Source organism: Niallia sp. FSL M8-0099, from assembly GCF_038006945.1.
Lineage (GTDB): Bacteria > Bacillota > Bacilli > Bacillales > Cytobacillaceae > Niallia > Niallia circulans.
Map to the genome: position 1 here is coordinate 880,373 of NZ_JBBOWF010000001.1, position 24,010 is coordinate 904,382.

Consider the following 24,010-nt stretch of genomic DNA (forward strand, 5'->3'; position numbering starts at 1 on the left):
TTATATGGCAAAATTTCTTTATAGTATAGGCGAATGGGCCTTTAATCATAGAAAAAAAGTATTAAGTGGTTCACTGATTATCCTAGTTAGCATGGTGATTATAGCTTTAAGTGTGAAACCATCGTTTCAGAATGAAATCACTATTCCAGGTACTAAATCAGAAGCTGCAGGTGAATTATTGAAGGAGGAATTTCAGACTGGTGAATCTCCTGAAAATGGCCAAGTTCAATTAGTCATGAAGGCACCAAAAGGGAAAACTTTAGAAACAGACGAAGTAAATGAACAAATTAAAGAAACGCTCAACGATATTAAAAGAGACAAGAAAGTAACAGAAGTAGCTACACCTTCAGAGCTTGGAAATCTTAATGAATCAAAAGAAATTGGTTACGCTACAGTAACATTTAAGATTCCTGCCGATGAAGTATCAGAGGAATCTAAGGAGAATATCTTAGAAAAAATAGAGCAGACACGTGGAGAAGGGATAGAAACAGAAATTGCAGGTAATGTTGCCTTTTCGGAAATGGAAATTGGTGGAATTACTGAAGTTATTGGGGTTGCAATTGCATTTCTAGTACTAGCCATCACATTTGTCTCATTCTTGGTAGCTGGACTGCCAATTATTACAGCAGCTATTGGTTTAGGCATTGGGTTAATGATGATTATGATTGGGACAAAGTTTTTTGAGATTACCTCCTTTTCTTTATCATTAGCTGCTATGCTTGGACTTGCTGTTGGAATTGATTATGCATTATTTATCATTTCACGCTTTAGACAACAATTGCAAAAAGGCAATTCAGTTAAGAAGGCGATAGCAATTGCAACAGCTACGGCTGGTAGTGCAGTTGTGTTTGCAGGACTGACTGTTATTATTGGTTTATTGGGCTTGGCAGTAGCGAAGATTCCCTTTCTTACTGCAATGGGAATAGCAGCCGCAGTTTGTGTGTTAATCGCAATTATAATTGCAACAGTTTTGGTTCCGGCGTTATTAGCAATATATGGTGATAAAGTCCATCCTTCTAAGAAAAATAAATTAATAGGAAAATTTTCGAAAGAGAATAAGGAAAGTTCCTTAACAAGTAAGTGGGGGAAGATGCTTTCTTTACATCCAATGATCATCTCTATATTAAGCATCGCTTTTCTTCTTTTTGTTACTATTCCATTTTTTCATATGGAATTAGGATTGCCTGATAATGAAACAAAATCAGAGAAAACAACGGAAAGACGAGCATACGATTTGTTATCGGAAGCATATGGACCTGGTTATCATGCATCTTTAATTGTTATTGCTAAAGTAAGTGAAAAAACAGAGAATGCTGAACAAGCATTAACAGATGTTACAAACAAAATAAGTGAGCTAGAAAACGTGAAAGCCATTAGTCCGGCAATACCTAGTCCGTCTGGAGAAATCTTTATGATTAATGTAACACCAGAGACAGGGCCGAATGACGTCAAAACGAAGGATTTAGTTCATTCTATTCGAAATCATTCTAGTGAAATGGAAAAGGAATATTCTACAGAACTATTCGTAACAGGAGCAACGGCTGTTAATATTGATATCTCTGATAAGTTAAATGAAGCATTGCCGATCTTCTCTATACTGATAGTTGGATTAGCTTTTATATTACTAGTAGTTGTTTTTCGATCAATTCTAGTACCACTAAAGGCAGTTCTTGGTTTTATATTATCGTTGGGAGCTACTCTTGGTTTTGTGGTATTTGTAGTTCAAGATGGAAACTTTCTACAATTATTTGGATTTAATGCTGCGAATCCAGTGTTATGTTTCTTACCCGTCATTGTAATTGGAATTTTATTTGGATTAGCGATGGATTATGAAGTTTTCTTAGTAAGTAGAATTCGTGAGGAATATTCCCATTCCGGTGATGCAAAAAAAGCAGTATTAGTAGGTTTACAAGATAGCGGAAGAGTTGTTATTGCAGCTGGGTTCATAATGATGGCAGTATTTGCTGGCTTCATGCTTGCCCCTGACCCTATTATTAAGTCAATGGGATTTGCCCTTACCTTTGGAGTTCTCTTTGATGCTTTTATCGTCAGAATGACAATCGTACCAGCTATTATGATTTTAATGGGGAAAACAGCTTGGTATTTACCAAAATGGCTTGATAAGATTCTTCCAAGAATAGATATAGAAGGGGAATCCATTATGCAAGAGACGGAAGAAAAAGATGTTGAAAGTAATTTAGTGACAGATAAGTAAAGAGTAATAAACATTTATAAGAAGAGATGGAGGAATTGCTCCATCTTTTTTGCTTCCTTCTTTATTCAAAAGTAAAATAAAATCATCGTTATGTAATTTGAATTATCTAAATAGTAATAAAGCTTAGCAGGGAGAAAGTAGCTGATGTTTATATTTACTAAATTGAATATGGTTATATTAAATATTGCAAAGGAGTACTTATATGTCTATTGATATAAATTGTGATTTAGGTGAAAGCTATGGTGCTTATCGAATTGGGAATGATGAAACAATTATCTCCTATGTAACTAGTGTAAATATTGCTTGTGGTTTTCATGCAGGTGATCCAACTACCATGAGAAAAACGGTGAATCTTGCACTGGAGAATAAAGTGGCGATTGGTGCCCATCCAGGCTTTAATGATGTTCTTGGCTTCGGGAGGAGAGAAATAAATATATCACCCAATGAAGTATATGATATAGTCATTTATCAAATAGGAGCATTAGAAGCATTTGTGAAAGCAGAGGGCGGAACCCTGCAGCATGTAAAGCCACATGGGGCGTTATATAATATGGCTGTAAAAGATGGACGATTAGCTGATGCAATTGCCAAGGCTATTTACAAGATAAATCCTGCGTATATTCTATTCGGTTTAGCGAACAGTGAATTGATTAGAGCGGGGAAGCGCTATGGCTTAAAAACTGCTAACGAGGTATTTGCAGATCGAACTTATCAATCAGATGGAAGTTTAACACCACGTACACATAAACAAGCTCTTATCGACTGCCCTAAACAGGCAGCTAAACAGATAATTGATATGGTTAAGAATAAAAAGGTTACCTCTGTACAAGGTGAAGAGATACCTATTCAAGCAGATACCATATGTATTCATGGTGATTCTACCCATGGTATATCCATTGTAAAAGAAGTAACATCTACGTTACTTCAATCGACAATAACCATCCGCAATTTTATGGAGAAAATATAAGTATTTGAATTTAGCATTGCTAAAAAACCCCCTCAACTAGGATGTTGGAAACTAACTACAATAAAAGAATTTAGTTACAATTAATGATTTAATGAAATGAATAGAAAATTAATCAATTTTTAAAGAAAAAACTGGAATTTTTATTACGTTAAGATGTATAATATATTTCATTGGTGTTACAATAAATTAGTTTTGTAATTGCTTTGTAACAAAAAAGATAAATACTTTAGGATAATAATAATTAAATGAAGAACTCGCAAGAAATACATACTTACTATTTAATAATGGAATAAAAAATGCTTTCTGGAATTTTAGTAATAGGAGTTTTTTGATTGTTATCTGTCCGTTGATTCACTGGTTTTGTTAGGGGTGGGGGAAATGGGTTCGATTGAAGAGCTCTATGAAAGGTATAGTCAAGAATTAATTCATTTTCTGATCTATTTAGGGGTGAAAAAGGAAGAGGCAGAAGATTTAGTACAAGAAGTTTTTATAAGACTGCTAAAAACAAAGTGTCTCTTTAAAGGGGAAAGTAGTGAACGAACCTGGCTATATACGATTGCGAAAAATATTGCCATCGATCATTTTCGAAAACAAAAAAATTCCTATACCTTTGATTGTGAAATACCTATCCATATAAAGGATGAACAGGCACTTCCTGATGAAGTTGCGATGAAGAAAGAACAGCTTGATTGGATTAATCATTTACTTTGTTGTTGTACAGAAGATCAAAAAAAGGTAATTTATTGTAGATATTTAAAAGAAATGTCTATAGGAGAAACAGCTTTGAATTTAGGCTGGTCTGAAAGTAAAGTGAAAACGACACAGCATCGGGCTTTAAAGCTGCTGAAAAAGAGTTTAGTAAGCATATGAAATTTGCACGGTAACAGAAGGAACTAAATGACTTAGGGAGAAATTTAACTTTTCCTTACATTAAAAAAGTGGAGGATTTCCTCCACTTTTTTTGTTTATTTTATTCCTTTCATCTTGTTTTGAATCATAGGTGATAACAAGAAAAGGATAATACTTAAGATAATAGCTACTCCACCAAGAATACCGAAATATGCAACTTCAGATATTTTTGTGAATAATGGAGCGATTTGTGCATTTAGTGCTTGTGCAGCTGCACTGGATAAGAACCAAAGGCTCATTGTCTGTGCAGAGAAAGCAGCTGGTGCCAGTTTAGTTGTTGCAGACAGGCCGACTGGAGATATACATAGCTCCCCAACTACTACAAGGAAATAGCTTAATACTAACCATAATGGGCTAACTAATGTATTTACTCCGCCTAAATAGGCTGGTAACATCATAATGATAAAGGATAAACCGGCAAACAATAAAGCAATTGAAAACTTCTTAGATACAGAAGGTTGACGATTTCCAAGCTTAACCCAAATCCATGCAAATACTGGTGCAAATATAATAATGAACAATGGATTGATGGATTGGAAAATAGTTGGTGAAAGACTAAATCCGCCAAACTCTAATTGTGTTCGTTTATCAGCATAGGCGGCAAGAATGGTTGATCCTTGTTCTTGAATCGCCCAGAACATAACGGCAGCTAAAAAGAGTGGGATATAGGCAATCAGTCTTGATCGTTCATCACGAGTAGTTTTTGGACTGCGATACATAACAATGAAATAAATAGCTGGAATTAAGAAGCCGAGAATTCCGACAATTGTGACAAATGATTCGAAAGTTAAGATTTTCAATGGAATTAAAATAGCTAGAATGATGGCAAGGACCACTATGCTAATACCGATAGAAGAATATACTTTTTTCTTTTCGTTTTTAGATAATGGATTTGGCACAATTGTACCAGCAAGTCCTAAATTTTTCTTCTTTGTCATCATGAATACTATTAATCCACATAACATACCAATTGCTGCTAGTCCGAAACCAAGATGGAAACTATAATTCATTCCGATTTCTCCAACAATAATTGGTGATAGGAATCCACCCAGATTAATTCCCATGTAGAAGATACTAAAACCAGCGTCACGGCGCGCATCCTCAGGACTGTACATTTCCCCAACAATACTTGATACATTTGGTTTTAATAATCCTGTTCCGATTACAATTAAAATCATGGAAATAAAGAACATGGTAATACTACCCGGCACAGCTAATACAATATGACCAAGCATAATGAAAATACCGCCATAGAAAACGGCCTTACTTGTCCCAAATATCCTATCTGCAAACCATCCACCGATTATCCCAGACATATAAACAAGTGAACCGTAGATAGATACAATGGCAATCGCCGTACCCTCGGAAATACCTAATCCGCCTTTAGATACTTCATAGTACATATAATAAACTAGGATGGCTCTCATCCCATAGTAGGAAAATCTTTCCCAAAATTCTGTAAAGAAAAGTGTGAACAACCCTTTAGGGTGACCAAAAAATCCCTTTTGGGGAACACTGTCCACAATTTTCTGTTTATTTAAATCTGACATTAAAGAAACCTCCTCTATTATTTTAATATAATACTGAAAAGATACTAGATTTGTCAAAAAAATTTTTGTTAGAACATAAAATTGGAATAAATTGTGGCTTTTTAGAGTCTGAATTCATAATAATCATTTTATTATGAAAAATATTAATGTTTTTAATATAATTATTTTTAAACTTTAAGTAAGGAGTTTTAATTAGATACGAAGTATATGCATAAAAAATAAGCAGAAGGAAGCATACTAAAAAAAACGAGTTGGTGAGGACGGGTGCAACAATTCAATGAGCAATCATATAGATATAAAAAGATGAATATGTCTATTATTAGAACAAATTATTTAAGAGTAAACAATCCTTTGATGCCACTATGGTGGGCTCTTGCCATGCCAGGTACTGGTCATATTATGGTTGGGAAGTTTCTGATAGGAATGCTTTTATTTATATGGGAATTTTTGATTAATACACAGGCGCATTTAAATTTAGCTATTTTGTACTCCTGTATTGGTAAATTTCAATTAGCTGCTGAATCGCTGGATATAAGATGGTTTTTTTTCTATGTAGGAATTTATATTTTTAATGTATGGGATGCATACAGAATAACTACGGATATTAATCAAATTTCGCTGTTAGCTAAAGAGGAAAGATATCCACTAATGCCATTTGTTATCCATCCATTGGAAATCAATTATTTGCAGCGAGTAAATAAATGGGTTCCAGTATTTTGGTCCATCATTACTCCAGGTCTTGGTCATTTAATTCTTAGAAACTTTTTAACTGGTTTATTTTTATTAGTTAGTCATTTAATCATACTCTACCACTCAAGAGCATTAGAAGGAATTTATTTCACTTGCAGAGGATTATACGGTTTAGTTTCCTCCACCTTAAACGTAGAATGGCTTCTGTTTCTGCCGTCCATTTATCTATTTGCTGCATGTGATACATATTACCATGCCATTGAAATGAATCAACTGTTTAAACTAGAGCAGAGCCATTATCTTGAACAAAAATATTCTTTTTATCTTAAAAGAAACTTTAAAATAAAGGACAATAATCCATGAATATTATCTCCGTCTTTGATCATTCCTTAAAAGTCGAATTGGTACTACATGAATTAGAAAAGCATCATATTCGCAAGGAAGATATATTTGTATCATCTCTTAATAAAAAAGGGGTAGAGAAAAAATATATGGATCCTTTCAATTCAGATGGTTTTAATATGTTCTTTGTTGCTAGTGTGAGTATGATTATGATGCTTTTGGGTACCATCTATGGATTTGTTCTTTATTTAGGTCCAATTCTCTGGGGATTAATTGGTTTAATAGTGGGAATTTGTATTACCATTCCGGTAGATTACTTGTATAAGCGGTGGAGAAATAAAGAAAAGATAAAACCAAGTAAAGCGGAGTTAATTATCGTTATTCATTGTGAGGAGTCTAAAGCAGCTTTAATAGAAAGTCTATTGTACCAATATCATACAATTGGGTTAGTTAAAATATAAAAAAAGGAATCTAAATTTATAGACTCCTTGTTACTATTTATCCACGTATTGCTTTAATTGCTTCCTCACGGTTAGGATTGTTATAAATAAATGATCCAGCAACAAGAACATTCGCGCCTGCCTCTTTGACTAATACAGCAGTTTCAGTATTAATACCACCATCTACTTCAATATCAAGTGTTGGATTTAAAAGATCTGCTAACTGACGTACTTCTTTAATTTTAGGAAGGACATTAGGAATAAAAGCCTGTCCGCCAAAACCAGGATTAACTGTCATTAATAGAACCATGTCAATATCTTCGATAATATGCTTAATCATTTCTACTGGCGTACTTGGATTTAATACTACTCCAGCCTTTACGCCCTGTTCTTTTATTAATTGAATAGTACGATGCAAGTGGCGAGAGGCCTCTACATGTACGGTGATGATATCAGCACCAGCCTTCGCGAATGCTGGAATATAAGCATCTGGATTTTCAATCATTAAATGAACATCTAACGGCAAAGTTGTCACAGGACGAATTGCTTCCACAATAAGTGGGCCAATAGTTATATTTGGTACAAAATGACCATCCATTACATCCACATGAATGTAATCAGCGCCACCTCGTTCTACATCTTTCACTTCATCCCCTAGCTTAGCAAAATCAGCGGAGAGAATGGAGGGTGCAACCTTAATCATTTGTATGCCTCCCTTTCTTAATCTATGTATTACATCAAAATTATAGCAGATTGTGAGATATCGAACAAGCGGATTGGATGCGCTTGCTTGTTTTTATGAAAGGTGAGAATGAAAAATTGTAGCCACTTCGTTTGTATAAGAGGATAAATAGAAGTGGCTATCCATAAGTGAATCTCATCATGGAGAATAATTATAGTTTAGTTATGATTTCTTTTTGAATATCAGCTGGTGCTGCAGCGTAATTTGTTGAAATACATGTAATAAGCATTTCTTTATTCTTGTAGAAAGGTTCTTTGTTTTTATTATAATAAAAACGAACACTTTCTTCTTCTTTAAAAAATTCTTTCCCGATTTTTAATAGAGTAGTAACGGGTAGTTTCTCAAAGGAAACAGTGCTTATTTCTTCTTTTTTAGCAACTACAGGCTGTTCTTGGTCTGTATTCTTAAATTCGCTCACCAATTTTTTAAGAACTTTTTCTTGTGAGATTACTTGTTTCAAAAGTTTTTTACGAACTCTTTTTTTCTTCGATTGAAGTCCAAAAGTTTCTAATATATAGTGATGTAATTCTGTATTTTGTGTTACTTCTTCTTGCATCTTACTCATTGTATCCATTGCAAAACTCCTCTAATCTTTTCTTTCACCACTAAATCCATAGAAAATAGGGATTTGGCACTGAATCATTATATACTAAACTGTTAAAAGTACAAAATTTACTTCGGTTAACGAAATAAAAATCTATAAAAATTAGGTTGCAAATTTAGAAAAGAAGGCATCAAAAGCCTTCTTTCCTTTATCCACGTTCTTCAAATAGGCGGACAATTTCTACGATTACATTTGTCGCTTTTACCATGTTATCGACAGAAATGAACTCATATTTACCATGGAAGTTCTCTCCACCTGTAAAAATATTAGGAGTTGGCAGTCCCATATAAGATAACTGTGAACCATCTGTACCACCGCGAATTGGTTGAACAATTGGTGTAATACCGAGATTTACCATTGCTTGATAGGCTACATCCACAATTTCTTTTACGGGTTCAATTTTTTCCCGCATATTGTAGTATTGGTCGTTTAGTTCCAGTTTTACTGTTTCGGCACCATACTTTTCATTTAACTCCGCTACAATTGTCTGCAGGATTCTTTTTCTCTCTTCAAAAGAAGTACGATCAAAATCGCGGATAATATAAGCAAGCTTTGTTTCTTCCACGTCTCCCTCAAAGGATAGTAAATGATAAAAACCTTCATAGCCCTCCGTATATTCAGGTGCCTCATTTGCTGGTAAGCGGTTTTGTAATTCCATCGCTATTTTCATACTATTAACCATTTTTCCTTTTGCTGTACCAGGATGAACATTCGTTCCCTTCACTGTGATTTTTGCGCCAGCAGCATTGAAGCTTTCATATTGCAATTCGCCTAATGGCCCGCCATCAACAGTGTAAGCAAAATCAGCATTAAAGGCTTTTACATTAAATTTATGTGGACCTCTGCCGATTTCCTCATCTGGTGTAAAGGCCACTCTAATTTTACCATGTTTAATTGCTGGGTTTTCTTTTAAGTAAATAAGAGCTGTTACAATTTCAGCAATACCTGCTTTGTTATCTGCTCCTAGTAAGGTTGTGCCATCCGTTGTTAACAAAGTGTGTCCTACGTAATTTTTTAATTCTGGAAAATCTTTCGGAGATAAAACGATATGTAAATCTTCGTTTAAGATAATATCCTCCCCATCATAATTTTCCACTTTTTGTGGACGAACATTTTTACCTGTAAAATCAGTAGCGGTATCTAAGTGTGCAAGGAAGCCGATTGTCGGCACTTTTTTCTCAGTATTTGCTGGCAAAGTTGCCATCACATATCCGTTTTCATCAATCGTTACTTCTTCCATACCAATTTCTTTCAGCTCTTCCACCAATAAATTGGCTAATGTTAATTGTCCTGGTGTAGACGGACATTCTAAATTATTCTCATTTGATTGGGTATCGACAACTGCATACGATACAAAACGATTTATTATATTTTCTTTCATGCGATTCAACTCCTTTATCAGATAGTTTGATTTTATCATAGGAGGAATGAATAAGACGAATATTGTGAATTTATGCTAAAAAGTCTCCCATTTCAGTTGTCGTTGGTAAATAGGTATGTTCACAATTATGTTGAATTTAGTGGAGGATTGATGCTTTATTTACAGAGCTTTTTAGATAGAATATAGTTAATAGGTTTGAAAAAGGAGATTGAGAATGAAAAGAAAAAATAGACCGGTTATTATATTTAGTGTAATTGTGTTAATTATTATTATTGGTATCGCAGCTATATGGACACTAAAGAGTAAGGATAATGACGCGATTGAAGACATACAGAAAATAAATGCATCAGCTACTTTTAATCAACAGGAGGAAGAATATATCGTTTATTTCTGGCAAGCCACTTGTACATACTGTAAACAAATAGAAAAAGATGTTCTTTCTTTTAGCAATAATGGTGAAATACCTATTTATGTTGTAGATATGCAGGACGAAAAAAATGAATCGAGCTGGTATGACTGGGAAGAGCATCATAAAAAGTATGACCAAGTAATTGGGAAAATCGAAGACGGGAAAGAAGTATGGAATGAGGGCATAAACATAGAGAATTTCCAAAATGATAAAAATACTGCTTGGGGAATTGTCGCGAACGAAGAAAACCAAATCATTGCAACACATAATACTGCTTTCGGAAACGAAGTACCAGAAAACGCGGAAGAAATTGAGATTACAGGAACACCAACGATGATAAAAATCAAAGATGGGAAATTTGCAGCATATGCAGTCGGTGTAGAAGAAACTGTAGAACTGCTAGGAAAATAACAGTAAAGAAGCTTTAAGATAGGGTGAACCTGTCTTAAGCTTCTTTTTTGATGAAGAGCGATAAATTGCAGCATTCGGAGGGAAGTGGTGTTCATAAAAGGGATGAAAGCCAAAAAGTAGAGCGGGAAAAAGAAAAGTGGCATTCATTAAAAGGATGAAAGCCCAAAAAACAAAAACATTCAGAAAAGTAGTGTTCATAAAGGGAATGAAAGCCAAAAAGTAGGGCGGGAAAAAGAAAAGTGGCGTTCATTAAGAGGATGAAAGCCCAAAAAACAAAAACATTCGGAAAAGTAGTGATCATAAAGGGAATGAAAGTCAGAAAGAAGAAGGTAAAAGAGAAAAGTGGCGATCATCAAAAGAATGAAAGCAAAAAACAGAAGCATCCGGGGAAGGTGGTGTTCATCAAGCAAAAGAAAGCAAAAACAACCTCATTACTCACTAAAAAACAAAAATAAACGTAAGCGTAACAGAGATATACATCATATTCTTTCTCTTTTGATAGGAATAGTCTTTAAAAAAATAAATAAAAACAAATAAACTATTTCAAAAATAAACAAACATATTATATAATGTATTTGGGGTATAAAAAAACAATTTGTGAAGGGAGAAATATTAATGGTACAGAATTTATGGAATAATGAAAAGGCTTCTCAGTTAAATAAGGGATTAGAAGAACTTGTATATCGTTCTAACTTAATTGGGACAGATCGAGCAGTATGTAATTGGGGTGGCGGTAATACTTCTATGAAAACAACCGAAAAGGATTTCCGTGGAAGAGACATAGAAGTAATGTGGGTAAAAGGAAGTGGTTCAGATTTAGCAACAATGAAAGCGCATAATTTTACTGGTCTAAAGCTAGAGGATATAAAACCGTTAATGGAAAGAGAAGAAATGTCAGATGAGGAAATGGTTGCTTATCTATCTCATTGTATGATTGATAGTTCTCATCCAAGGGCATCTATTGAAACTTTATTACACGCATTTTTACCGTATAAACATGTAGATCATACACATCCCGATGCCATTATTAGTATTTGCTGTGCTGATAATGGAAAACAAATTGCCGAAGAAATATATGGGAATCGTTTCGTTTGGGTTCCGTATATTCGTCCTGGATTCACCTTATCTAAAATGATTGCAGAAGGGGTGAAGAATAATCCAAATGCAGAATTAGTATTAATGGAGAAACATGGTCTTGTTGTTTGGGGAGAAACTGCCGAAGAAAGCTATAACAAAACAATTGCGATTATTAACGAAGCGGAAAACTATATTCATAATAAAATAGAAGAGGAGCAAGTATTTGGCGGAGAACAATATCCTGCTTTAAATGAAGAAGAGGCAGAAGAAATTTTAAGCCAAGTAATGCCAGTAATCCGCGGTGCGGTTAGTGGAGAAAAACAAATGCTGTTAACCTACGATAGAGGGGCTGATGTGCTTCAATTTGTAAATAGTAAGGATGCCCAAACCTTATCACAAATTGGTGCAGCATGCCCAGATCATCTTGTACATACGAAAAGACAGCCTTTATATATTGAATGGAATCCGACAACGAAAGATATTGCTAGTTTAAAAGAAAAAATTAAATCAGGTGTAGCAGAATTTAAAAAAGAATATACATCGTATTTTGATAGAAACAAAGAGACTGGAGATCAAATTTCTGAAACTGCTCCGCGTGTTATTCTAATACCTGGCATTGGGATGGTTAATACTGGGAAGACACTAGCTATGGCAGAAGTAAGCGGTGCTTTATACCGCCGTGCAATTTCTGTTATGAAGGGAGCTACAGCCTTAGGTAATTTCGTCTCGTTGAATGAAAATGAATCATTTAAAATAGAGTATTGGCCACTAGAATTGTATAAATTATCCCTTGCCCCGAAAGAAGCTGAATTCTCTCGTAAAGTCGCATTTGTTACAGGTGGAGCTGGCGGGATAGGCAGTGAAACATGTCGACTATTTGCAGAGCAAGGGGCACATGTTGTTATTGCAGATCTTAATATAGAAGGTGCCGAAAAGGTTGCAGCAGAAATAAATGAGAAGTATGGTTCCGTGAGAGCATTAGCCGTTAAGATGGATGTCACGAAAGAAGATGCGGTGAAAGAAGCATACAAGAAAACAGCTCTTACCTTTGGAGGGGTGGATATCATCGTCAATAATGCTGGTCTTGCTACCTCTAGCCCATTTGACGAAACGTCTCTACAAGAATGGAATTTAAACTTAAATGTTCTTGGTACAGGGTATTTTCTAGTTGCAAGAGAAGCGTTCAAACAAATGAAGGAACAAGGACTAGGTGGAAGTATGGTCTTCATTGGTTCTAAAAACTCTGTCTACGCAGGGAAGAATGTTACGGCCTATAGTTCGGTAAAAGCAATGGAAGCGCATCTTGCACGATGTATTGCAGCAGAGGGAGGAGAATTCGGTATACGTGTTAATACTGTCTTACCTGATGCCGTATTACAAGGATCCGCTATTTGGGGCTCTAAGTGGCGTGAAGAGCGAGCAGCTAACTATGGAATTGAACCAGATCAACTAGAAGAACATTATAAAAAACGGACCACTTTATTGGTAAATATTTTTCCAAAGGATATAGCGGAAGCGATTTGTTATTTCTCTTCCTCCAAAGCGGAGAAAACTACTGGATGCATGCTGACAGTAGATGGAGGAGTTCCAGCAGCCTTTACTAGATAATATTGGTTGGATTATTATCCTAATTTGTTCTTTTGAGAGGCTCAAAGAGATAAAGATAAGCATAAAAGAAGTGTGATTTCCATGAAAATCACACTTCTTTTTAATGTTAAATAAGGTAATATATGTTAAAATATTCATGGATGTTTATTAAACTAACGGATAAAAATTGCTTAAAAGTTGTTTTGTATTAAGACGAGGGAAATGAGGACATCTCTTTTGAAATAGTAACTAACGAATGACTAAAATATTTTTCAAGCTAATACCAACAATTAATGGAAGGTCAATTTGATTAAGTGGACATACCATTTGTGATGTTTCTCCTATTAGTCCTCTAAAGCCAGGGAATATTATATTTACAAAGGGGAGTAGGCGTTTATGAAAAGAATATTTTATAGTATCCTAATTCTTTTTCTATTAAGTGCATGTTCAAAAGGAGGGGGAATGAAAACGGAAGAGGAAATAGTCGATACAAATAATGTGAAGATTCCTAGTACCATTTTTTATTCTGACAAACAAAATAGTGTCATTGATGAAGAAGAAATGAAATCAAGCATAAAAACATACTTAGACACCCATGAAGAATTATATCTTGCTAGTTCCCCTTTTCAAGAGATAATAGATGAAGAAAAAGAATTAACGAAAAGTGATTTAGAGAAGTTAAAGCAAATTAACAGGCTTACAAGAGAAAATGATGAAAACTTTTTAAACTATATCTCACAAAATACATTACCCCAAGGTTATCAAGAAGAATCCGAAAGAATAAGTAGATATATTATAAGTTTAAATGAGATGCTAAATGAATTAGATACAGTGCTCGACCAACTTACAGACGACCTGAATGAAGATGTCATTCCTACAGTAAACATGGCCTCTTTAAATAAAAGAAGTAATGTAGTAAACGGAAGAGAACAGAAAAAAATAGAAGAGTTTTTGGAAAATAAAAATATCAAGACTAAAGCATTTAGACAGGAGCAATAAGAAAACAGCAGATTAGAAATGGAAAGAGGGCTATCCTTTAAAATAGAATGGCAATACAGATAAAGCAGCTTAGCTTCTTTTATAGGGAGAGCTGCTTTATGTATGCACGGTTTACAGTTGAACTTTCTGTGTGCTAGCGTTAATTCCTCCCCACCTTATTTATCAAAAAATATGTACTTTTCCTCGGAATAGTTGCTAAACCATTCTGTACCTCTCATAATAATCAAAGATAGTTAAATTAGGAGGCTGACCTTCTTGGATCATGTTTTAATGGAACAATTAAGGAAGTTAACAGAGGAAGAAATAAGCATTGTTCAGCAAAAACAAGGGGTAATGAAAGACATCTATACCAGTCAAAGTAATTTTATAATAGAAAGTGAAAAGTTTTTGCGTAATGATAAAATGATAGCGGTTAGAAAGCATACACGTTTTATTGATTTTCCTAAACATAAGCATAATTATATTGAGATTAATTATGTCGTAAATGGTCAGTTGAAGCAGAAAGTCGGGAATGATGAAATCGTGCTGAAAAGAGGAGAACTCCTATTTTTAAATCAGCACATAGAACATGAAATAGAGGCATGTGATAAGGAAGATATCGTCGTTAATTTCATCATTCAGCCGCCATTTTTTCAATTTATATTTCAATATTTACATGAAGAAAATAAGCTGACAGATTTTTTAATTAGTAGTTTATTTAAACATAAAGAGAGTGGTCAGTATTTATATTACAAGGTTTCAGAGGTCATAGAAATCCAGGATATAATTGGGAAACTATTAAAAGAAGAAAGTAATAATTCCATTTTATCTGAATCGACGATGAAGCTTTATATGGGATTATTAATGATTGAACTGATAAAAAATACTGATAAGATTCAACAAAATGAAGGAGTAACACAAGATCAGTATGTAGTCATAGAGGCTTTGACTTACATTGAAGAGCACTATCAGCTAGGGACACTGAATGAACTTGCTGGACACCTTCACCAATCAACGTCTTCATTAAGTAAAAATATTAAGAAAGCAACAGGCTATACTTTTAAGGAATTGCTGCAGGAAAAGCGACTGAGCGAAGCAAAGAATCTATTAGAGACAACTGATCTTCCGATTAAGAGAATTATAGAAGAAGTAGGGTATGATAATATAAGTTATTTCTATCGGATATTTAAAGAAAAATATGGCATGACGCCAAAAGCGTTTCGATTGAAACTAGCAAAATAGTAATTTGCTAGTTTTTTCTTTGTAATCTCATTCCTTTTATAAAACAATGAACGAGATATGGAAAATAAGGACAATAAAAAAGAAAAGTGCGTTATTTTATTTAAAAATGAAACCCGTTACAATATCTTTAAGAAAACGTTTTCTAATTCCTTTTCAAGGAGAGGTGTAAATGATTAGATATACACTGGCAGTAGATATTGGGGCCTCAAGTGGTAGGCTTATTCTCGGGTCTGTTCAATTAGAAAAATTAGAACTGAAAGAAATTCACCGGTTCGACAATAAGATGATCAAAAAAGGACAGCATTATTGTTGGGATATAGATATGATATTTTCGGAAATAAAAAAAGGAATTAAAAAATGTAATGACATAGGAATTACTCCTGAAAGTATTGGTATCGATACATGGGCAGTAGATTTTGTATTACTAGATGAAAAGGGGGAACTTTTAACAGATGCTGTTGCTTATAGGGACGATCGAACGGATGGCATGATGGAAGAAGTATTCCAGAAAATAATGAAAGAAAGATTGTATTTAGAAACGGGAATTCAATTCCAAAAATTTAATACTATTTATCAGTTATATTCGTTAAAAAAGACACAGCCAGAAGTATTCGCACAAGCGAAAACCTTTTTAATGATACCTGATTATTTACACTATTTATTATCAGGTATTGCAGTGAATGAATACACCAATGCTACTTCGACACAGTTATTAAATGCTTTCACCAAAAAATGGGATAAAACGATACTTGATACATTAGAGATCAATAAAGAAATATTCCAAGAAATTAAAAAGCCAAATACGATTCTTGGAAATTTAAGACCAGAATTAGTGGAAGAGTTTGGCTTTGATATGAAAGTGATTTTGCCAGCGACTCATGATACAGGTTCAGCAGTAATTTCAGTTCCAGCTTTTAACGATACAATCTATATCAGTTCGGGGACATGGTCATTGATTGGGGTGGAAAATAGATTTCCAATTTGTGTGACAAAGGCTTTAGATTATAACTTTACTAATGAAGGAGGAATTGATTATCGCTATCGTTTCTTAAAAAATATTATGGGACTATGGATGATACAGGAAGTCAGACGCAATTATAATAACCAATACTCTTTTGCCAAGTTTGTTGAATTAGCAAAAGAGGCACAAGGTTTTTCAAGTATTGTAAATGTAAATGATAATCGTTTTCTAAAGCCTGACAATATGGTAGAAGAAATTCAGAACTATTGTCTAGAAACAGGACAGCAAGTTCCGACAACACCTGGAGAAATAGCGAAATGTGTTTATGATAGTTTAGTAGATAGCTATGTTACAGCGATAAATGAGATAGAAGAAATTTTTGAAAAAACTTTTCCGAGTATTAATATTATTGGCGGCGGCTGTCAGAATGAAATGCTAAACCAGCTACTTGCAGAAGCGTCTCAGAAGGATGTATATGCTGGACCGATAGAAGCGACAGCAATTGGGAATATTGTTTCTCAATTCATCGCATTAGGAGAAATAGATAGTTTATCAGAGGCTAGACAAATGATAAAGCAATCATTTGAGATAAAAGCATATAAAGCTGCGGAAGATGTAATCAAATAAAAGGAGGATACAATCATGTCGGTTAAAGAAAATTTTGATCTAGCAAAAAAACAATATGAGCAATGGGGAGTAAATGTAGAAGAAGCATTAGAAAAGCTAAAGAATATTCCGATTTCCATCCACTGCTGGCAAGGGGATGACATTGCTGGATTTGAAGTAAATCAAAGAGAATTATCTGGTGGTATTGATGTAACTGGGAATTATCCTGGGAAAGCAACGAATCCGGAGGAATTAAGAAGCGATTTAGAGAAGGCGCTCTCGCTTATTCCTGGTAGACATCGCGTGAATCTCCATGCTATTTATGCAGAAACCAATGGGCTAGCCGTAGAAAGAGATGAGTTAGAGCCAAAGCATTTTGAAAATTGGGTGCAATGGGCAAAAGAAAATGGCTTAGGGCTGGATTTTAATCCGACTTTATTCTCCCATGAAAAAGCAGCTGATGGATTAACGTTAGCTCATCCAGATCAAGAAATTCGTGATTTTTGGATTCAGCATTGTATTGCTAGTCGGAAAATTGCTGAATATTTCGGGAAAGAGCTCGGAACACCGGCATTAACGAATATATGGATACCGGATGGCTACAAAGACATTCCAAGCGACCGTTTAACCCCAAGAAAAAGATTAAAGGATTCCTTAGATAAAATTTATGCTGTAGAAACAGATGAACGCTATAACTTAGATGCAGTAGAAAGCAAGGTTTTTGGAATTGGTTCGGAATCTTATGTAGTAGGTTCCCATGAATTTTACTTAGGCTATGCCTTGAAAAATAATAAATTATGCCTCATGGATACAGGCCATTATCATCCAACCGAGACTGTTTCGAATAAAATTTCTTCCATGCTTTTATTTAGCGATAAATTGGCATTACATGTATCGCGGCCAGTAAGATGGGACAGTGACCATGTTGTTATTTTAGATGATGAACTGAAAGAAATTGCTGTTGAAATAGTACGTAATGATGCATTGGATAAAGTAATTATAGGTCTTGATTTCTTTGATGCAAGCATTAACCGAGTAGCAGCATGGACAATTGGTACAAGAAATATGATTAAAGCTCTTTTAAATGCATTATTGCTTCCAAATGATAAATTAAAACAATTACAAGAGGAAGGAAATTTCACAGAGAGATTGGCATTAATGGAAGAATTTAAAACATATCCATTTGGGGCAATATGGGATTACTATTGTGAACAAATGGATGTACCAGTGCGTGAATCTTGGCTGAGTGAAGTGAAAGTGTATGAGGAAGAAGTTCTTTCCAAAAGATAAAATATAAAGGAATCGCTCTCACCATGAGAGTGGTTTTTTTATGGTTTAAAGATGGAATTGCATGTTGGATACTTGTTTTTTCTTTTCACTGTAAATGTTTCCATGTATAATGATACATACAGTTTTTTCCTTTGGAGGTGTGGTTTTTGAAGCGGTTACTGTATGTATATATGTTTGTTTTTATATTATTTGGTATTTATTTTTATTATTCTCATTTGTATAATGCTTTAGATGATAATAACGGTATGAAAAGAGAGCGCTTACAAGGTGCAGTTAATGACGAGTACGTGATGGTAACCTTTCTGGCAGGGATGGATTACTGGAAGTCGGCATTAAAGGGATTTGAGGACGCAGCTAATGAATGGAATGTGTCTGTTGCTTATAGAGGGGGAACACAATATGACCTGCATGAGCAAATTACTATATTAGAGCAAGTGATTGCCAAGAAGCCTGCAGGGATTGCTCTTTCTGCCATAAATCCAAATAATCTAAATACTACCATTGATAAAGCTGTGGAGATGGGGATTCCAGTTGTTTTGTTCGATTCTGATGCACCATTAAGCAAAGCATCAGCCTTTTTAGGCACTAACAATTATGAAGCGGGTGTAAAGGCAGCAGGTAAGCTGGCATCTCTTATAAATAAAAAGGGAAAAGTAGCCGTTATTACGCTGCCAGATCAGTTAAACCATCAAGAAAGAACAAAAGGGTTTGTGGAAACCATTAAATCAAACTATCCGAATATAGAAGTGGTGCAAGTCCGAAACGGAGAAGGCGATCAACTGAAATCGGAAAAAATAGCAAAAGAGATAATAAAAAAATATCCAGATATTAAAGGGATATTTGTAACAGAAGCGAATGGGGGAGTCGGGGTAGCAGATGCAGCAAAAGATAACAAGGAGATAAATGTAAAGATTATCAGCTTTGATGTAGACAGAAAGACATTAGATAACATAGAAAATGGAACTATATCTGCAACCATTGCTCAGGGGACATGGAATATGGGCTATTGGTCCATGCAGTTTCTCTTTAAACTGCATCAGAAGGACATCATTAGCGACCCTCATGGCCTGCCTCCTTATGTGGATACAGGAATTACCATTGTTACAAAGGATAATGTGAAAGAATATTATGCCGAATATACAAAGTAAGGAAGAAAGGTTTAGATAAATGTTCGCGAAATTAGGGAAAGTTAATGATTTTTCACTAAGAGATAAATTGATTGCTTTGTTTTTACTAATTAGTATTATCCCAGCCATTGGTCTAGGCTTATTAGTCGGTGTAACAGTGGAAAAAATTTTAGGAGAACAGGCAACAAAAAATACCTTGCAATTAATCAATCAAGTAAATACGACATTAGAGTCGTCCATAACGAATGTACAAAATGTAAGTTATCTCATTTCGATGGATGCACAAATTAAGACGTTTTTTTCCTCAGATCGAAAGGAAGGAAACGAGACGGATCAAAGTTATTCCATTCGCCAAAAAATGCAAGGGTTTACATCCTTATATCCAGAAATTGCAGGAATCCTATTAATCAATAAGGAAGGAAAATATATTAGTAATGAACTTTATGCAGAGGATAGAGTGGATTTGACAAAGGAGGAATGGTATAAAGAGGCAGTCCGGAATAAGGGGATCTTTAAAATTATTGGGAAGCCTGAAAAGCGTCATATTATCAGTCAAATTAATTACAAGGATGAAGATGTGGTGACTGTAGTGAGGGCAATTGTCGATAGAGATACACAAGAAATAACCGGTGTCTTATTAATCGATTTAAAGTTAAGAGTCATTGGAGAAGCGATGAATAATGTCCATATTGGATTATCGGGATTTTTAACTGTAATAGATGAAAATGGCAAAGAGATTTATTCTACTTCTAATAGTGAAGCACTCGAGATTCCAGAAACGATTTTATTAGAAGACGATTGGGGGGCTTATAAAAAGGTAGTAGATGGAGAGAAGATGGAGTTTATTTATCAAAGAACCCCTTTTTCCAATTGGACAACAGTTGGGATATTTCATTCGGATGAATCAGTAGCAGAAGTAAAAGAAATTCAATTGTATTTGTTCTTTTTTGTATTTTTTCTGTGTTTTGCCGGTATAACGGTGTCTTATTATTTTTCTCATTCAATTTCCAATCCGATCATTGAATTAATGACGATGATGAGAAAAATTGAAGATGGCCAGATGGAAATCCGTTATAAGGGGAAACGAAAAGATGAGATTGGCAGACTTGGAAAAACATTTAATCATATGATTACAAAGATTAATAGTTTAATAACATTAACAGAAATGCAAGAAAAACAAAAGAGAGAAGCAGAATTAAGAAGCCTGCAAGCACATATAAAGCCACATTTTCTATACAATACATTAGATACTATTAATTGGATGGCAAGAAAGCATGGGGCAAAAGATGTTGCAGAGGTAGTTGCATCATTATCTTCCTTTTTCAGAATTGGTTTAAGTAAGGGCAATGATATGATTCCCTTAAAAGACGAAATGAAGCATATTCAAAGTTATCTTATGATTCAAAAGGCAAGATATCAGGAGAAATTAAGTTATGAAATTATATATGATTCTAATTTGACAGAAGTAACAATCCTTAAGTTGGTCCTTCAGCCTATAGTGGAGAATGCCATTTATCACGGAATAAAAGAAAGAAGAGGACCTGGAAACATAAACATCTCTGCTATTCAAGAAAATGCGTGCTTACTTTTAAAAGTAACGGATGATGGAAAAGGCATGGAAGAGGAGGAGTTACATGCACTAAGAGAAAAACTAAATACGCTTGTGATCTTAAAAAAGGAAAGGAAGGAACAGATAAATTTTGGCTATGGCATGATGAATGTACAAGCAAGAATTAAACTTACATATGGAGACGCGTATGGTCTAGCAATTGATAGTGAGCATGATAAAGGAACAACAGTAGCGATAAAACTTCCCATGAATCTAGAGGAAAAGAAGGAGTGAGAATGGATGGATAAACAAATATGGAATGTGTTAATTGCTGATGATGAACCTATTATTCGGGAAGGGATACGGAATGCCATTGATTGGTCTGCACTTCAGATGAATGTTATAGCGGAAGCGGAGGATGGGGAAGAGGCGATAGAGCTTTCGCTGATGCATTCTGTCGACATCCTCCTTATAGATATAAATATGCCAATTGTAAATGGACTAATGGTGATTAAACAGGTAAAAGCAAAGCTGCCAGACTGCCAAATTATTATTATAACGGGTTATGATGAATTTAAGTATGCCCAAGAAGCCGTTCGATTAAATGTATTCGATTATTTATTAAAACCTATCGATCCAGATCATCTAATGGGATTGTTAAATAAGATTAAAATGGAGTTAGTAGAAGTAAATAAAAAAAGGGCTTTACTGGACAGAACATCCGAACAATTCACTAAAAATCTGCCGACCTTACAACATAATTTCTTCCGTGAATGGTTAGGGGGCAAATTAACGAATGAGGAAATAAAGGAACAATTAGCTTTTTACTATTTAAATACAAGTATACCTAAACAACTAGTAGTTATTTCTTGTTTAGAATTTCTCGAAAACAAGCCTATTTTAAGTGAAAAGGAAAAAGGAGAGATTCAAGAATCGTTAAAATATCATATTCTCTTATTCTTACAACACAAGGAAATAGGTTATTTTCATGATGAATCAGGACTGATTGTCCTAATTATCTGGCAAACTATCACTAATGAGGTGGCTTTACAGTTGGAGGAATCTATCAGAAAAGAACTAAAAATGTCTATTGCCACCTATATAAATAACAATGAAGTGGATTACAAACATCTCTTTTCCTTATATAAAATCTGTAAAGAAATGATCCAACAGGAAATGAATATTTCACCTATTGTGAGAAGAGCAAAGAGTATTATTGACCATCAATATGCGGATTCTTCCCTTTCACTTGAAAAAGTTGCGATCACTTTACAGGTATCTCCTGTTTATTTAAGCAGACTAATGAAGCAGGAATTAAAAGTAAGTTTCGTCCAGCTCCTTACAACGAAACGAATGAAACAGGCAATATATTTACTTCAATCAACAGATTATCCAATTATCACAATATCTCAGCTAGTCGGATATGAAACGCAGCATTATTTTAGTACAGCATTTAAAAAGATTATGGGTGTTTCCCCTAATAAATATCGCAGAAATATTATGGAGGAAACAAATAATATACAGTGAAGGAGTAGAGGCCATGAAAAAGGGGCTTCTTTTTTTATGAAATAAGACTAAACGCAGCTCGGGAAAATAGGTGGGAGATCAACTGTCCGTATAGCCAATTATTCAACTAATGATCAGTAGAGGGATAGAGAAGACAACATAGATATTATTTTCTTAATTAAAATGAAAGCGTTTTAATTTAAGTTAAAAAAGTATAAAAATAGTAAATTATTTGAAAAGACCATACTTGAGGCAGATGCTATAGTAAGTTTAGTCAAAATAAAAGCTTAAGACAAATGTAGAAAGGGGGAAGTTTGTTTGTGTAAAAAAGTGTTTACATTTATTGCTGTCATTGTACTAACATTTATTACTGCTGCATGTGGAGTTGAAAAAACTTCTGGAGAGTCAAAAGGGTTTATTGGTATTTCCATGCCTACCAAATCATCAGAAAGATGGGTAAATGATGGAGAAAATATGAAAAAACTGTTTGAAGAACTTGGCTTTAAAACAGATTTACAATATGCAGAGGATGTGATTGAGAATCAAACAGCACAAATTGAAAATATGATTACAAAAGGTGTAGATATTCTTGTCATTGCCCCCATCGATGACCGATCCGGATTAACAGGCGTTCTAGAGAGAGCACATAAGGATGGCATAAAAATTATTTCGTATGACCGTTTAATACAGCACAGTGAATATGTAGATTATTATGCAACATTCGATAATTTTAAAGTAGGAGAGCTGCAGGGTCAATATATTGAGGAGAAGTTAGGATTAAAAGATTCTGAAGGGCCATTTAATATAGAGATTTTTGCCGGATCTCCAGATGATAACAATGCATACTTTTTCTTCGATGGAGCAATGTCAGTCCTTCAGCCATATATAGATTCTGGCAAACTAGTCGTAAGAAGTAAGCAGACAAAATTTAGTCAAGGAGCGACACTCCGCTGGGATGGAGCATTAGCTCAAGCCAGAATGGATAATTTATTAAGTGCTCATTATTCCTCTGAACGGATAGATGCCGTCTTGTCTCCCTATGATGGGATTAGTATTGGGGTTATCTCGTCATTAAGGGGTGTTGGCTATGGAAGCAAAGATAAACCGATGCCGATTATAACAGGACAAGATGCAGAGCTTGCTTCTATTAAAGCAATTATAAATGGAAGACAAACGCAAACCATTTTCAAAGATACACGAGAATTAGCTAAGAAAGCAGTGGAAATGGCAAGGGCTTTACTCAATGGAGAGGAAGCAGAAGTAAATGATACGGAAACATATAACAACGGAAAAAAAGTAGTTCCTGCTTATCTTTTGAAACCGGTTTCTGTGGATATAGAAAATTATGAAGCTGAATTAGTCGATACGAATTATTATACGAAAGAGCAGCTGGGGCAGTAATAGTAAAAAAAATAGAGGTGGTGAAG

Annotated in this window: 20 protein-coding genes; 16 read left to right on the forward strand and 4 right to left on the reverse strand. The window is 34.6% G+C overall.

The window, feature by feature from the left end:
- The first annotated feature begins 4 nt into the window (after positions 1 to 4).
- From NSQ92_RS04165 to NSQ92_RS04175, 3 genes are all read left to right on the forward strand, one after another.
- A complete protein-coding gene (locus NSQ92_RS04165; protein ID WP_341152400.1) occupies positions 5 to 2,215 on the forward strand; it encodes an MMPL family transporter in 2,211 nt (736 codons plus the stop codon).
- Between the two features lie 202 nt (positions 2,216 to 2,417).
- Positions 2,418 to 3,182, forward strand: coding sequence for a LamB/YcsF family protein (locus tag NSQ92_RS04170; RefSeq protein ID WP_047942391.1), 765 nt, complete (start codon positions 2,418 to 2,420; stop codon positions 3,180 to 3,182).
- A gap of 378 nt (positions 3,183 to 3,560) precedes the next feature.
- A complete protein-coding gene (locus NSQ92_RS04175) occupies positions 3,561 to 4,052 on the forward strand; it encodes an RNA polymerase sigma factor (RefSeq protein ID WP_047942390.1) in 492 nt (163 codons plus the stop codon).
- Between the two features lie 95 nt (positions 4,053 to 4,147).
- Here NSQ92_RS04175 and NSQ92_RS04180 read toward each other — a convergent pair whose 3' ends face one another.
- Positions 4,148 to 5,641 (reverse strand): peptide MFS transporter, encoded by a 1,494-nt coding sequence (locus NSQ92_RS04180; RefSeq protein WP_061797367.1) that lies wholly within the window; start codon positions 5,639 to 5,641, stop codon positions 4,148 to 4,150.
- A 264-nt stretch (positions 5,642 to 5,905) separates the two neighbouring features.
- Between NSQ92_RS04180 and NSQ92_RS04185 the strand changes: the two genes are divergently transcribed.
- Both NSQ92_RS04185 and NSQ92_RS04190 read left to right on the forward strand, forming a co-directional pair.
- The gene (locus NSQ92_RS04185) at positions 5,906 to 6,694 is read left to right on the forward strand and encodes a hypothetical protein (RefSeq protein WP_047942389.1); all 789 of its coding nucleotides are present in this window, start codon (positions 5,906 to 5,908) and stop codon (positions 6,692 to 6,694) included.
- Positions 6,691 to 7,134, forward strand: a complete 444-nt coding sequence (locus NSQ92_RS04190; RefSeq protein WP_341152401.1) for a hypothetical protein — start codon at positions 6,691 to 6,693, stop codon at positions 7,132 to 7,134. Before NSQ92_RS04185 ends, NSQ92_RS04190 begins: the two co-directional genes overlap by 4 nt.
- A 37-nt stretch (positions 7,135 to 7,171) precedes the next feature.
- Here the strand turns inward: NSQ92_RS04190 and rpe are convergent, their stop codons facing one another.
- The 3 genes from rpe to pepT all read right to left on the reverse strand — a co-directional run bounded on the left by rpe (position 7,172) and on the right by pepT (position 9,840).
- Positions 7,172 to 7,816 (reverse strand): ribulose-phosphate 3-epimerase, encoded by a 645-nt coding sequence (gene rpe / locus NSQ92_RS04195; protein ID WP_047942386.1) that lies wholly within the window; start codon positions 7,814 to 7,816, stop codon positions 7,172 to 7,174.
- A 190-nt stretch (positions 7,817 to 8,006) separates the two neighbouring features.
- On the reverse strand, positions 8,007 to 8,429 hold the full coding sequence (locus tag NSQ92_RS04200; RefSeq protein WP_047942385.1) for a hypothetical protein: 423 nt from the start codon (positions 8,427 to 8,429) through the stop codon (positions 8,007 to 8,009).
- Between the two features lie 178 nt (positions 8,430 to 8,607).
- Positions 8,608 to 9,840, reverse strand: a complete 1,233-nt coding sequence (gene pepT, locus NSQ92_RS04205; RefSeq protein WP_047942384.1) for a peptidase T — start codon at positions 9,838 to 9,840, stop codon at positions 8,608 to 8,610.
- A gap of 214 nt (positions 9,841 to 10,054) precedes the next feature.
- Here pepT and NSQ92_RS04210 point away from each other — a divergent pair, with 214 nt between their 5' ends.
- The 11 genes from NSQ92_RS04210 (at position 10,055) to chvE (ending at position 23,984) form a co-directional block, all read left to right on the forward strand.
- Positions 10,055 to 10,660: a thioredoxin fold domain-containing protein gene (locus NSQ92_RS04210; RefSeq protein WP_047942383.1), complete on the forward strand. Its 606-nt coding sequence runs from the start codon at positions 10,055 to 10,057 to the stop codon at positions 10,658 to 10,660.
- Positions 10,661 to 10,899: 239 nt separating this feature from the next.
- The gene (locus NSQ92_RS04215) at positions 10,900 to 11,115 is read left to right on the forward strand and encodes a hypothetical protein (protein WP_047942382.1); all 216 of its coding nucleotides are present in this window, start codon (positions 10,900 to 10,902) and stop codon (positions 11,113 to 11,115) included.
- Positions 11,116 to 11,275: 160 nt separating this feature from the next.
- Entirely contained in the window at positions 11,276 to 13,345 is a 2,070-nt protein-coding gene (locus tag NSQ92_RS04220) for a bifunctional aldolase/short-chain dehydrogenase (RefSeq protein WP_061797341.1), read from the forward strand.
- A 375-nt stretch (positions 13,346 to 13,720) separates the two neighbouring features.
- A complete protein-coding gene (locus tag NSQ92_RS04225) occupies positions 13,721 to 14,323 on the forward strand; it encodes an NDxxF motif lipoprotein (RefSeq protein ID WP_047942379.1) in 603 nt (200 codons plus the stop codon).
- 255 nt (positions 14,324 to 14,578) lie between these two features.
- Positions 14,579 to 15,544, forward strand: coding sequence for an AraC family transcriptional regulator (locus NSQ92_RS04230; protein WP_095321685.1), 966 nt, complete (start codon positions 14,579 to 14,581; stop codon positions 15,542 to 15,544).
- Between the two features lie 169 nt (positions 15,545 to 15,713).
- On the forward strand, positions 15,714 to 17,132 hold the full coding sequence (gene rhaB, locus NSQ92_RS04235; protein WP_172885226.1) for a rhamnulokinase: 1,419 nt from the start codon (positions 15,714 to 15,716) through the stop codon (positions 17,130 to 17,132).
- A 15-nt stretch (positions 17,133 to 17,147) separates the two neighbouring features.
- On the forward strand, positions 17,148 to 18,401 hold the full coding sequence (gene rhaA / locus NSQ92_RS04240) for an L-rhamnose isomerase (protein ID WP_061797337.1): 1,254 nt from the start codon (positions 17,148 to 17,150) through the stop codon (positions 18,399 to 18,401).
- Positions 18,402 to 18,547: 146 nt separating this feature from the next.
- Positions 18,548 to 19,549, forward strand: a complete 1,002-nt coding sequence (locus NSQ92_RS04245; protein WP_061797334.1) for a substrate-binding domain-containing protein — start codon at positions 18,548 to 18,550, stop codon at positions 19,547 to 19,549.
- A gap of 19 nt (positions 19,550 to 19,568) precedes the next feature.
- Positions 19,569 to 21,371: a cache domain-containing sensor histidine kinase gene (locus tag NSQ92_RS04250; RefSeq protein ID WP_047942376.1), complete on the forward strand. Its 1,803-nt coding sequence runs from the start codon at positions 19,569 to 19,571 to the stop codon at positions 21,369 to 21,371.
- A gap of 6 nt (positions 21,372 to 21,377) precedes the next feature.
- Positions 21,378 to 22,604: a response regulator transcription factor gene (locus NSQ92_RS04255; protein WP_047942375.1), complete on the forward strand. Its 1,227-nt coding sequence runs from the start codon at positions 21,378 to 21,380 to the stop codon at positions 22,602 to 22,604.
- Between the two features lie 330 nt (positions 22,605 to 22,934).
- Positions 22,935 to 23,984 carry a multiple monosaccharide ABC transporter substrate-binding protein gene (gene chvE, locus NSQ92_RS04260; protein WP_235850119.1) on the forward strand — a complete coding sequence of 350 codons (1,050 nt, stop codon included), beginning with the start codon at positions 22,935 to 22,937 and terminating at the stop codon, positions 23,982 to 23,984.
- The last annotated feature ends 26 nt before the right edge of the window (positions 23,985 to 24,010 follow it).